The following is a 12,097-nucleotide window of genomic DNA, read 5'->3' on the forward strand; positions in this document are numbered from 1 at the left end:
TATGTACCTCCCTTCTTACCTATCCACCGAATAGTTTGATTAAGTCTTTACCTTTAATAACTTCTTGTTCTTTTTTAGATTTAGTTTTTTGTTTATCTTTTTTATCATCTTCATTTAAAATCGATAACAGTTGAAAATACGGTTGTGCCTTAACTTCTGTTAAAGTCCAACCGTAATGCATCATACAGAACCTTTGTAAGTCCTTAATGTTTGATAAAATTTCGCTTATTGAGAGTGTTCTTCTGTCTTTCCCTCTTGGCTTGCTTCATCTTCTGAATTTGTTTCGTCTTCGCCGCTGATTTCTCGAAATATTTCACCTAACACATAAGAATATGCTTTTGTACCCATATTATTTAAAATGTCTTCTTCTGTTAAACCTTGTTTTTCAAACAAACTAACTAAGTAATCACGTTCCATTTTTCTCACTTTTTTCATATCTGGTTTTTCTTTATTCACTTCTTTTTCTCGACTTTCCATCCATTCATAAAAACGTTCTGCTTCGCCCATCGTGATAACGTCTTTTGAATAGCTTTCTACTTTACCTGTTTCTTGGTTTTTAATTTCAAATTTGATCATGTTATTGTCTCCTTAAAGTTAATTATTTTTGTATACAAAAATAGGCGACCGAAGTCGCCTTGCTTATTTATTCTGCTGATACATCTGCATCGTTTTCATTTGCTTCTACTTCTACATTATCGGGTTCTTCTGGCGTAGGTTCTTCTTCAGTTTCAACAGTGACAGCACATGTTGCTTTTTTATTACCATCCTCAGTAGTAACTTCAATGTTAGCTGTACCGTCTGCAATCGCTGTAATTGTACCGTCTTCATTTACTGTAGCTACATCTCTATTGGATGATGCATAAGCTACACCTTTATTAGTCGCAGTCGATGGCGCAACCGTTGGTTGAATGGTTGCTGTATCTCCGATATTTAGCGTTAAACTTTCTTTATCAAGGGAAACCCCTGTGACTTTAATTGGATTCGTTTTAAATCCTGGCACATCTGTTTTGTCAGATTCACCGTTATCGTTACTAAAAGCAGCTTGATGCGTGCCTGCTTCATATGCTGTATCTGCGTCCAGACCTTCAATCGTAACGTTAGCTTTACCATCTTCACCACGTTCAGCACTTGCGACTACTTCATCATTTTTATAAATCTTTAAAATGTCTGCCATTTAAAAGCCTCCTAGTAATTTAATTTAAAAAGCCCCTATTCTGCAGAAATAACAGCCGATTTACTTTTAGCTGTTATCGCTACATTTTGGGGTGCCTTAGGGTGTTTCTACTGCTTCGTTATCATTTGAATTGTCATTGTCTGGCATTTCGCCTTCTCCAACATTTTCGTAACCAGGGAATACACTTTGGAACAATTCATCTGACCCTTCTTTACCAACATGATAACCATAAGTACGTGATTCGCCATTAATAGTACGTGCGATCCAATCACCTGTAAGTTGTTGTGGTTCTGGTTCTTCTGCTTCTTTTGGCGTTGTCTTCCATTCAATAGATTCAAGACTCATTGTTCCTTTAGTTAACGCAAGATATACAGGTTCGCCTGATAATAAATCTTCTGACTCGCCAATTAACGCAACATAAGGCGCACGTGTTTTCTCACCAACCCATGAAGTCCCATTTTCATCTGAATCACGACCTAAAACGGCATCTAAATCTTTATCTGGTACATTAAATACATCCAGTTCTGACTGAACTTCGCCTGTTCCTTGTTTCTTAGACCATACCGTCTTATTTGAAGCACGCATTTCAACTTTTTCAGGGGCTAATCCTGAAATGTTAAGATTGACCGTACCACCTTTTGCATCTTTCCATGTCATTAATTTCTTAATTTTTTCATCTTCATCAAAAATACCTACGTGTACTTTTTCAAATCCTACTACTGCCATAATTTTTCCTCCTTGAATTAAAAAGAACGCATCTATTCGACACGTTCACCTTTGTAATATTGGTATTTAGGTATGCCACGATATCTTCGTGACATCACATACCTTTGTGTTGCTTTAAAATAGTCATCTAATTGTGATGATGCTTGATTTAAATTTTCATTTGATAGTAAATAACGAATCCGTTTCGTTATATCTATCGTTTGTTGATGATTATAAGATTCAACATCGACTTGAAAAAAATAAGTTTCCGATAGATATTTATCAGAAACATATGTGCTTGGACGATCTAATATCGGGGTTAAAACGACAAACGCATCACTCGTATCATCCACTTCTGTTACTTCGTAATAATAAATGCGGTTGTTTACTTCTGATGCGAGTATAGGGTCGTTAATAATGATATTCGTAATATATTTGAGTATATTCACTTTTTGTTCAACTCTCTTCGAATGATGCCACGGTATTTGGTTTGTGATGCATCTAATGTTTTGGCAATGACACCGTAACCTTGAGGTGTATACTTTTTACCATTACGTGTATAGCCATGTTCATTAAGATGAATGATATTTTTTCTTTCCTTAGGACCTTCCCAATGAATCATAATCCGTCTTTGACCAGCAACCGTTTCAGGATTCCCTCGCTTCATTTCTTGAATGGTCGCGCCTGTATCTCTAAAATCTTCAAATTGATATTTGAGTTCTTCTTTTAAAAAGTCAGATGCTTCAATTAATGCTTTATCATTCTTTACTTGCATTGCTTTTTGACCAAATTTTGCTTCCATCTTTTTCATTAACTCTTTTTCGCCTTTAAGCTTTACATCATATATACCATTGATTTTAGGTTTACTCATTTTCAGCCACCACCACCGTAATATAGCCTGCTTTCGGCTTATCAAATCGAATATCATATATGTTAAATAGTTGCGTTTCAAAGCGATAATCCTTCACTTTGATTGTATGTTGATACTTTGGGATAAATTGTCGTTGAGCGTCTCTCATTATAATGTAAAACCTTGGGTTTTACCGTTTGTCGTTAGAACTTGTCTGTCTTTAATAGAATTATCATATTTTTCAACTTTACAACTATAAACCTCTTTTTCTTCTAAATCATCTGGGTAAGGGCCAGTTTTAACCATGTCATAAAAAGTTAAGTACGTATTAAAGTTTTTAAATTGCACTTAAATCACCAAACTTTCAACTTAAGAATAAATGATTGTAAGGTTCTGTCATTAAATCCTTTATTTTCACGTTCATACTCAACAAAGCCACGAGTCTCATAATCACGCGAAACAATATAATTAATCGCTTGGCAATATAAAGGATATGCCTCATCACTATGATAGTACTGAGGCACACCACTTAAACTTAATTCAGACTTAGCACTTAGAATCATATCTTCTAACGTATCATTTTCGATATCATAATCTATGTTTAACCATCTTTTGATGCGTAATAATTCATTTTGATTCAACAAAACCACCCCTATTCAGCAGAAATAGAGACGGATTTTGCTCTCGTCTCTACTTCTACCTTTTGGGGCTTGTTAGGGTGTATTCGTGTCTTCAGAACCACCATCAACTTTAGCGATACGGAACGCACTGTCTAATGTACGTTGTTGATCATACCAAGCAGTTAAAACGAATAGATATTCGCCTTTTTTTACATCTTTATCTGTATCAAACGTTGTACCATTGTAGTTAATACCAAAGTAATTGAAATCTCCTATTACTGGTTTAACTGCTGCATCAGTAAATACAATTGGTTTACCAAATATTTTTTCAGCAGGAGCGTCAAAGAAATTAGTAGTACCGTTAGATAAAATATCAATAATTTTAATATAATCTGCATATCTCATATAAATCACTGAATTATCACGATAATCTTCATGTAAATCAGCTAAGGCATTAATGATAGCTTTATACATATTTGAACCAGCCACTTCTTTTACACTTCCATTATAAAATGACATATGTTCAATTCCAGGTTTAGGACTAGCAGCAAAAGCGTCTCTACGTTCTTTATCGGCTAATCCTGAACGTAAAGCATTCTCTACCCAACTAACTAATTCAACATCTGAACCATGAATTACAGTATCAGAAACTGCAGCAAATACTTTAAATTTGTATGTTTCGAATTTAACTGTGTCACCTTTTAGTTCCATTTCTTTAGCTGTTTCTGTATCTGTAATAAAATCATCGTCATCCAGTGTGTATGAGATACGAGGAATTTCTAATCCCTTAATATTTGTTAGACGTGCTTTTTCTCGCAACTGATTTCGAGCGAAAGGTTCTGAAACTAACTCTTTTGATAATGTAGTAGGTAAGAATTTGTCTCCACCTGTATCATTATCAGTTGGTAACGCATGCAATAAACGTTGTGCTTGTTCAGAAGGTTTACTGTATTCTTTTGGATTTAAGGCATGACGGTAAAATTCAGCTTTCGCTTTAATAATTTGATTTTCTTCATTTAATGACTGATATGCGTTTGTTTTATCTTTGAATTTACTTTGTTCTTTTTGTTCAATCTCTTTTACTTGAGATTCTACGATATCGTAACGTTGTTGTAATCCTGCTTTTTCTTCTTTTAATTGATTAACACTTTCCATATCAACATTCGGATTACTTGCCTTTTGACTTAATTCGTTATTTTTATCTTTTAGTTGTTCACCAATCATACCTAATGATTGTTTAAGTTCATATAATGTAGTCATATGTTATTCCTCCTAGAAATTGTATATTGTTTTTAAACTTTTACATTCTTTAATGATTTGTTCCCTTGCTTCTTTTTCCTCTGGTGACATAGTGTTTTTAGGCGTTTCAACCGTTTCTTTAATACTTTCAACATTAGTTATTTTGTCCACGTCTTTTTCTATATTTTCAGGAACGTGTTTAAATGTTTGATATATATCATTCGAAATACTAGCAGCTATTTCGCTAGCGCCTAATATTTCATCCGCTAAACCCTTTTCTAATGCTTCATCTGCCGTTAACCATGTTTCGGCTTCAAGCATTTGTTTTAACTCATTTTCTGATAAATTGGTTGCTTTATCTAAATAGGCGCTGTTACTAGATTGATCTGTTTTATCCAATAATTCAGCTGTCTCTCTTAAATCTTTCGAATTACCAATTGTCATAACCCATGAATTATGAATCATCATCAAACTGTTTTTGTGCATAAAAATAGTGTCACCGCTCATTGCGATAACACTTGCAATTGATGCTGCTAAGGCATCTACATATATATTCACTTTTGCTTTATGCATTTTTAACATGTTGTAAATCGCATGTCCTTCAAACACGTTTCCACCAGCTGAGTTAATATGAACATCTATTTCTGAAACATTATCTAATTGATCTAACTCTTTTTTGAAATCAACGGCTGTTACATCTGTGTCATCCCATTTATTAGATACAATATCCCCATAAATGTATATTTCACCTTTATTCTCCGCCTTTTTCTTCATCTGAAAGTAAGTTTTTTTCTTGTTCATTACTGTCACCTCCTTTCAATGTGTGTCTTTGTTCTGGCGGTGTATCAATCGGATATAAATCTCCACTAATTAACGGAGTATCGCCACCTTCAACAGGGGGTAAATCTTCCCATAATCGAATGTCATTAACAGTATAATAGCCACTACGCACAGCTTTAAAGTAAACTTCTGCTTGTGTTTTACTATCTGCACGTAAGAACGATTTAACATTAAATTTGAAGTAATACCCCATAGTCCGTCTATATTTAGTTAATAATTTTCGGTTAAATTCTTCTTCATACTGCTTAATAATTGGCAGTAATGTGTGTTGTAAATAGTAACGGTCAAGCTCTTCATTTGAGTTAAATGTCATTGCATTATTTGCATTCAAAAAAACCGATGGTATTTGAAACACATTTGCAATACGTTCGCGTGTTAAATTTTCTGTAGCTACAATGTCCTCAGATACATATTTTTTATCTAGTGGGTCAATTTCAACGCCTGGTTCTTGAAATAAAACGCCACCATTTTCTTCATAAAAATCTTTGAAGTTTTGAACGACTGATTTTCTCTTGTCATCTGATACATTCGTACCATATTTAAGCACAAAGGATTCTGGTTTCTCCATCTCTTTTAAATTAAAATTTCGAATAGCATTGTCAAAATCAGTAGTATTCTTTAAGACATCTACTGGGCTAATTCCTTGTACCATATTCGAACCAACAATGTGTTTGAAATGCATCATGTCTGTATTGTGGACAATTAATTTATTATCTGTTGCTGCGTGAATACTGTAATAAATGTCTTTCGATGTACTCTCAATTAATATTTCAACGACATCCGGATTGATTAAATAAAGCTTGTTAGGTTGATGATATATATCACGTTCAATTAATACATATGCATTTCCTTTTTCATTACGACACGTTTCAATTTGATTAATAAAGTCAAAACTACTAATTGAGCCATTAGGACTATCTGTAATAAGTAATGAAATGTCATTGGTAACTACTTCATAATTTTTATAGAGCTTTATAGGTATACTCGCCATTGAATTCGATAATTTAGTGATAGCTGCAAATATTGTTTCGTTAGTTTCTAAAGTGTTGCTGATAACACCCCAAAAGTTTTTATTACGCCAGGGTGAAAAATCATAAAGTTTTTCCTTACTTTGATCTACCCAATTATCTATCAATTTTTGTTTAACTTTACTAATTATATTTTGTTTAGCGATTGTCTTCACCTCCTAACTCAGTAGTTCTTTCATACTAATAAACTCAATATTGCCATTACCTGCGTCTGTAACCACTTTATTCATAATGTCAGTGTAAGTATTTAATAACGCTGCAAAACCATCAATTTTACGATAGCGATTTTGTTTCGTTGGTAACCAATTATCATTACGATCTTTAGTTAATTGAACATTATTGATATACCAGCGCATCATTGGGTTATTATTAAAAATAACTTTGCCATCTAAAAACAACTCATTTAGGTCTTTTAAAGCTGGACTTAAAGTAATCGCGCCTTGTCTTGTTTCTTCTGTTTCAAAACCATAATTTTTTAATTCTTGATTGAGTTTAAAAGCATTCGCACGGTCATACGTTATTTTTTCCACAGGATAATATTGATTCATTTCTGTAATCCAATCATAAACTTGTTGGTAATCAACATATTGTCCGGGTGTTATTGTTAAATAACCTTCCTCTTGCCATTCTCTAAAGGGTATTTTTTCATTGGCGTATTTAACGCGCTCTTCTGGTACCCATGAATGTGAAATAACCGCTATATTACCATCATCTAAGGCAAAAGTAGCGCAAGCCGCAGTGAAATCTTGTGTTTCAGATAAATCATAACCAATCGTACAAGGTTTCCCTTTGAGTTCTTCTAAATCAATGACTTTATTATTTTTCTTAAGTGTTTCATAGTCTAAGAAACTCATTTCATCATCGTTCGCAAATATATTAAAGCGTTTCGTTATAAAATCCCCACGTTCCGCTGGAACGCGCTTCGCTTTTTCCCAATCCTCTTTCATCGTTTCTAAATCAATTGATACACCCAAATTGGGATTTGCTTTCGCCCAATTTTCTGGATTATCTAAATCATCTTCTTTATCTAAAGAAGCTAAGAAATAAAAAGTACGTTCATCTTCAACCACACCATTTAAAGTATCTTCACCAGCACCAACCATATCAACTAAAGGACCATCTAACTGATAACCCGCCGTTGTAATATAAACTAGTAAAGGCTGCTTTCTTGATTGTCGAGAGTTTTTTATAACAGAAATTAATTTATAATCTTTGTATTCATGGATTTCATCAAACACGCCAATATGTGTATTTAAACCATCTAACTTCTCACTATCTGCTGCTTGGGGTTCAATTTTCGAATTTGTTTTATCGTAATATATGGCATCTCTTCTTGGTCTGAAATTTTTATTTAATTTAGGCGAAGCTTTTATCATCTTGGTTGATTCATCAAATAATAATCGAGCTTGTTTCATACCATTAGCTAGTAGAACAACATCTGCCCCAGGTTCGCCATCTTCTGAAGCACCATAAGTTGTTAAACCTGATATCAAAGTCGTTTTACCATTTTTACGCCCAACAAAAACGACGCCTTCTTTAAAGCGTCGTAAACGTGTTTCTTTATCTACCCAACCAAACAAAGAACCAATAATAAAATGTTGCCATGGTTGTAATATGAGTTGTCCGTATTCGCCTTTAGAAGGTTTACAGAACTTTTCAATAAACCTTATAGGTTTATGTCCTTTTTCTTCATCAAATTCCCACCGATGATTGTCATTTTTGAGGTAGTTTAAATGCCTTTGGCATTCTTTTCTAACGTATTCATTCGCCGTAATATTACCTCTAACGACTTGTTGCGCATACCATGTGGTGAGCAATTTAGGTGAAGGTTTATTCAATACTTTAATAGTCACCAAAACCGTCCTCCTCTGATTCAACTATTTTTTCTCTTTGTGCTGCAGTTAATCCTAATGACTTTAATAAATTATTTAGCGTTTGAACCGTTTTCGTTAATTCAATACTTAATGGGTTTTTAACTAAATTCGTAGCGCCTGCTTTATTCGTATGTTCATACATAAGCTGAGATTCTTCGAGTTCATCTCTTAATCGACAATAAAATTTATAAGTCTCTAAATAGAGATCTATTAAGATATCATCTGAAGTTTGATAACCATCGATATAACTGACTAATTGCTTTTTTGTTAATTCCAACCTTTACCCCCCCTTTCATGAAAAGTTATTTGCGTTGCGAACGACGAAACTGTCCGCGGTCTCTTTATTTCTTTTTCTCAAAACAAAAACCAGGGGGCATCAAAGTTTTATCGTTCGCACTTTTCTTTCTACATTTTCTGTTGTAAAAACTTTTTCTTCATCTTTTGCATGAATTCTATTGTGACACTTCGAACAAACGCACATGAGATTATCTAAATCTAGCGCTTTTTGAAAATCACTTTTAACATAAATCATATGATGAACTAAGTCAGCATCTGTATATCTATGTTTTCTTAAACACATTTGACACAAATGATTGTCTCTTTCTAATGCCATGTGTCTCAATGTATGCCAGTCTTTAGACTTATATAACCTCTTGGTTTCCTTTGTTAGTTCATCACTATCTATTAATCCTTTGTTGTATATATACTTGCCATACCATTCATGTATCACTTGCATAACGTGTTGCTTATTGTGTCTATCACTAATGCTTAGTCTTCGCTTGCATTCATCTAATGATGTATCCATTCGTTTGTACTGAGTATTAAAGTGTGTATCTACCTCACTCATTAACTTATATGAAAGGAATGTAGTAACGATATATAACACACCGTTATCTGATTGCTTAGCATGATCAATCATCTTATCTCTCATACTCATAACTAATGTATGTGCATTATCATTGTGTTGTTGATACTTTGTGCTAGTCATTGCATGTGTGAGTGCGTCATAGTCAAACACTAAATCATACTCAGTCATAGCATTACGAACATATGTAGTCTTGCCACTCATTGGTGCTCCATACACTACTACAATCTTCATCCCTTCACTTCCTTGTTCTATACGCATAAAGAAAGACACACCACTCAATGTGATGTGTCTCGATATAATATAGTATTGATTATTTATAATTGTTAGTACCATTTGTATTCTAGCATTATCGCTATAAATATATTATATAAAATACTAATGATGATTACTAATTAGTGTTGATAGCGTTGATTGTGTTTATCCTGTTGATTGTGTTTATCCTGTTGATTGTGCTTATCCTGTTGATTGTGTTTATTGTGTTTATCTTGCTCATTAAGATACACATTCACGATATCTGTCATACGACTTTCAAAGTTTGTTCTACCTATATTCATTATCTTCTTAATTTCTGTAGGTCTCTTTCCTTTCTTAATTTCATAAAGTATATTTAGATTCTTATCATTGTCTATATGATGTTCGTATTTATCAATAAAGCTTACTACTTCAAGATGCTTATACAATATTCTATAGATTACATCATTACGTGTCACGATATCTAATACTTTATCGCTCGTTCCACCTTGAGCTTTAGGCATAGTAGACTCAACACCATACTGAGCAGTAGAGTTACTATCTAACTCATAACCTTCTTCAAGTAGTACATTCTTTCTCCAATGATATTCATATATCATTTCCTCTATTTGTTCTGCAGTATACATGACTTACCTCCAGTTACTGTTTAACTAATCTATTTATTACATCTTATATTTCAGCCATTGCTATTAATTCCTTCATAGTCATATAACACCCTTTATCGTATTGATAATATAGAAGTGATATATAAGCAGGAACAATTGGCTGTGAATTTATTAGTACATTAATCATTACATACACCTACTTCTTATTAATATATGCCTGAATATAATTCTTCAAGTGTGCCTTCTCATATCTAAGTTTAGATATCACATCACTTTGTATGCAGTTAGCTATGATAGATACAATTAACATGATTGCTAATGTAATTGCTATTATCCAGAACATTACTTACTCACCTCATAATCCCTCGGCACATCCACCATATCGTTTGCTTGTTTCCTAACAATGATCTCGTATGTGATTGCTTTACTTAGTTCGTATAGAAATATAATTAATAATGGTTTGAGTATGTGTTTCATATTACCGACTCCCCAATCCTAAAATGTCTGCTCTAATTTTCTTAACCTTGAACCCATAAGTATCGGCTAACTCTTTAGCATGTTTGTAACTATCGAACAATTCAGCTCTTTCGGTTTCCAGTGTGGTCGTTACAGACCTTTCCGTATGATTATCACCATATACCACTACTTCTTCCATAAACATTCTGTTCTCATTGTTAACAACTACATAATAGTATTTACCTATTTCCAAATTACTCACTGCCCTTTCTTAATATATCCACATATGTTCCATCACAGTTATGACATAAGAAGGAAATGTATTTTTCATAATCAGTATTCCAACTTTCACATCTAGGACATTGCTTCTTATCCTTCACTCTCTCCTTAGCTTCTTCTGCACTCTCTGCATCCACCACAATAAACGTTTCATTCTCCTTAGCCTTAGTTGCATCCAGGAACACTTCATCTGTTGTGTGGTGTATTTTGCGTACTAGGTATTGGGTCATTTATTTCAATCTCCAATAATATTTAATTAAGATATATGTGCGTTTTAAATTTGTTTTCACGTTTCTTATAAGCCAAGGTTTTATAGGTAATACATTCATGTTCAGATTCATTGCGTAAGTCATTTTGCCTTCTTCGTTTTGGTTATTATTTATATTCAATCCGTACTTAGTAATAATTAGATCATTTTGAAAATTAATTACTAATTCCTGTTTATTTGTTCTTATTCTAGTCATCCACACTCACTCCTTGCCTAAGATTATTCGTACACGTTCAAGTATGTCTTTAATATTTCTTTTTAAATTTCAAAGTCACTACGTTTCTAAAATGTTCGTTCCTCGTATGTGTATCTGATAATTTAAAATTCGTAATTGTTTCAATAACCTCATAATTTACATGATTTAAATTAGAGATGTGAATATTGGTTTCATTTTTACCTTCAAACAATCTTTTTAATATTTTTATAGTAGGCTGTTCAAATTCATTCATTTACCTAGCACCTCTTTAACTTTTTGTAGTATGTCTTTAGTATCCTGTACTTCCGAATCCTTTATCTCCTCTTGTTGTTTCATTACTAAACTCCTTAACTGGTTCTAACTCTGGTGTCCATATTGGCACGATGACTAACTGTGCTAGTCGGTCGCCTTTGTTGATTTGGTATGTTCGAAGTTTGTATTTCTTATCACTCTTTAAATCTAGAACTCCTTTACCTTCAACATTAAAGTACGCCTCGGTTTTCTTTCTTTTTTTAATTGGTATAAAGTCATTCTTAATATTAATCTTCATATGACCTTGAAAGCCTGCATCAATCTTTCCTGTTTCAACTACAAGATGTGTCTTGCTACTCACACCACTTCTGCTTGTAAGTAATCCCACATAGCCTTTAGGTATATTCACTGCTAGATCAGTAGCAACTAATGCTTTCTGTTGTGGTTCAAGTATCACTGTTTCAGCTGCATATATGTCATAACCAGCGTCTGTATCATGATGACGTTCTGGCATTGTTGCGTTGTCGCTTAGTAGTTTGATTTGTAGTGATTGGGTATTTTCATATCCCTGTAAGATAGCGTAGTTGTCTT

21 protein-coding genes are annotated in these 12,097 nt (G+C 33.5%); all 21 read right to left on the minus strand.

Annotation, left to right across the window (positions count from 1 at the left end):
• Nucleotides 1-19: 19 nt before the first annotated feature.
• On the minus strand, nucleotides 20-184 hold the full coding sequence (locus BJG89_RS14585; protein WP_017722733.1) for a hypothetical protein: 165 nt from the start codon (nucleotides 182-184) through the stop codon (nucleotides 20-22).
• 41 nt (nucleotides 185-225) lie between these two features.
• Entirely contained in the window at nucleotides 226-576 is a 351-nt protein-coding gene (gpG, locus tag BJG89_RS08975) for a phage tail assembly chaperone G (RefSeq protein WP_096810231.1), read from the minus strand.
• Nucleotides 577-643: 67 nt separating this feature from the next.
• The gene (locus BJG89_RS08980; RefSeq protein WP_096810232.1) at nucleotides 644-1,174 is read right to left on the minus strand and encodes an Ig-like domain-containing protein; all 531 of its coding nucleotides are present in this window, start codon (nucleotides 1,172-1,174) and stop codon (nucleotides 644-646) included.
• Between the two features lie 96 nt (nucleotides 1,175-1,270).
• On the minus strand, nucleotides 1,271-1,900 hold the full coding sequence (locus BJG89_RS08985) for a major tail protein (protein ID WP_096810234.1): 630 nt from the start codon (nucleotides 1,898-1,900) through the stop codon (nucleotides 1,271-1,273).
• A gap of 32 nt (nucleotides 1,901-1,932) precedes the next feature.
• Complete coding sequence (locus BJG89_RS08990) at nucleotides 1,933-2,328, minus strand: hypothetical protein (RefSeq protein ID WP_065865682.1); 396 nt, start codon at nucleotides 2,326-2,328, stop codon at nucleotides 1,933-1,935.
• Nucleotides 2,325-2,750: a hypothetical protein gene (locus BJG89_RS08995; protein ID WP_046100246.1), complete on the minus strand. Its 426-nt coding sequence runs from the start codon at nucleotides 2,748-2,750 to the stop codon at nucleotides 2,325-2,327. Before BJG89_RS08995 ends, BJG89_RS08990 begins: the two co-directional genes overlap by 4 nt.
• Nucleotides 2,743-2,898: a hypothetical protein gene (locus BJG89_RS14480; protein WP_157772550.1), complete on the minus strand. Its 156-nt coding sequence runs from the start codon at nucleotides 2,896-2,898 to the stop codon at nucleotides 2,743-2,745. Before BJG89_RS14480 ends, BJG89_RS08995 begins: the two co-directional genes overlap by 8 nt.
• The gene (locus tag BJG89_RS09000; RefSeq protein ID WP_096810236.1) at nucleotides 2,898-3,077 is read right to left on the minus strand and encodes a hypothetical protein; all 180 of its coding nucleotides are present in this window, start codon (nucleotides 3,075-3,077) and stop codon (nucleotides 2,898-2,900) included. Before BJG89_RS09000 ends, BJG89_RS14480 begins: the two co-directional genes overlap by 1 nt.
• 5 nt (nucleotides 3,078-3,082) lie before the next feature.
• Nucleotides 3,083-3,370, minus strand: a complete 288-nt coding sequence (locus tag BJG89_RS09005; RefSeq protein ID WP_046100244.1) for a head-tail connector protein — start codon at nucleotides 3,368-3,370, stop codon at nucleotides 3,083-3,085.
• Between the two features lie 72 nt (nucleotides 3,371-3,442).
• Nucleotides 3,443-4,609, minus strand: coding sequence for a phage major capsid protein (locus BJG89_RS09010; protein WP_046100243.1), 1,167 nt, complete (start codon nucleotides 4,607-4,609; stop codon nucleotides 3,443-3,445).
• 12 nt (nucleotides 4,610-4,621) lie between these two features.
• Nucleotides 4,622-5,389: a head maturation protease, ClpP-related gene (locus tag BJG89_RS09015; protein ID WP_046100242.1), complete on the minus strand. Its 768-nt coding sequence runs from the start codon at nucleotides 5,387-5,389 to the stop codon at nucleotides 4,622-4,624.
• A complete protein-coding gene (locus BJG89_RS09020) occupies nucleotides 5,340-6,611 on the minus strand; it encodes a phage portal protein (RefSeq protein WP_096810238.1) in 1,272 nt (423 codons plus the stop codon). The genes BJG89_RS09015 and BJG89_RS09020 overlap by 50 nt, the downstream gene beginning before the upstream one ends.
• 3 nt (nucleotides 6,612-6,614) lie before the next feature.
• Nucleotides 6,615-8,309, minus strand: coding sequence for a terminase large subunit (locus BJG89_RS09025; RefSeq protein WP_017722722.1), 1,695 nt, complete (start codon nucleotides 8,307-8,309; stop codon nucleotides 6,615-6,617).
• Entirely contained in the window at nucleotides 8,299-8,607 is a 309-nt protein-coding gene (locus BJG89_RS09030) for a P27 family phage terminase small subunit (RefSeq protein ID WP_017722721.1), read from the minus strand. Before BJG89_RS09030 ends, BJG89_RS09025 begins: the two co-directional genes overlap by 11 nt.
• A 99-nt stretch (nucleotides 8,608-8,706) precedes the next feature.
• Nucleotides 8,707-9,033 carry an HNH endonuclease gene (locus tag BJG89_RS09035; protein WP_046100353.1) on the minus strand — a complete coding sequence of 109 codons (327 nt, stop codon included), beginning with the start codon at nucleotides 9,031-9,033 and terminating at the stop codon, nucleotides 8,707-8,709.
• Between the two features lie 557 nt (nucleotides 9,034-9,590).
• Nucleotides 9,591-10,076 carry a hypothetical protein gene (locus BJG89_RS09040; RefSeq protein WP_096810240.1) on the minus strand — a complete coding sequence of 162 codons (486 nt, stop codon included), beginning with the start codon at nucleotides 10,074-10,076 and terminating at the stop codon, nucleotides 9,591-9,593.
• Between the two features lie 321 nt (nucleotides 10,077-10,397).
• On the minus strand, nucleotides 10,398-10,532 hold the full coding sequence (rinB, locus tag BJG89_RS09045) for a transcriptional activator RinB (RefSeq protein ID WP_096810241.1): 135 nt from the start codon (nucleotides 10,530-10,532) through the stop codon (nucleotides 10,398-10,400).
• Nucleotides 10,533-10,765: 233 nt separating this feature from the next.
• A complete protein-coding gene (locus BJG89_RS09055; protein WP_096810246.1) occupies nucleotides 10,766-11,020 on the minus strand; it encodes a DUF1381 domain-containing protein in 255 nt (84 codons plus the stop codon).
• Entirely contained in the window at nucleotides 11,021-11,254 is a 234-nt protein-coding gene (locus BJG89_RS09060) for a hypothetical protein (RefSeq protein ID WP_096810248.1), read from the minus strand.
• 49 nt (nucleotides 11,255-11,303) lie between these two features.
• Nucleotides 11,304-11,507, minus strand: coding sequence for a hypothetical protein (locus BJG89_RS09065; protein WP_096810249.1), 204 nt, complete (start codon nucleotides 11,505-11,507; stop codon nucleotides 11,304-11,306).
• Nucleotides 11,508-11,543: 36 nt separating this feature from the next.
• Nucleotides 11,544-12,020, minus strand: a complete 477-nt coding sequence (locus tag BJG89_RS09070) for a dUTP diphosphatase (RefSeq protein ID WP_232514229.1) — start codon at nucleotides 12,018-12,020, stop codon at nucleotides 11,544-11,546.
• Between the last annotated feature and the right edge of the window lie 77 nt (nucleotides 12,021-12,097).

Origin of the sequence: Staphylococcus nepalensis, assembly GCF_002442935.1 — a bacterium.
Taxonomy (GTDB): Bacteria; Bacillota; Bacilli; order Staphylococcales; family Staphylococcaceae; genus Staphylococcus; species Staphylococcus nepalensis.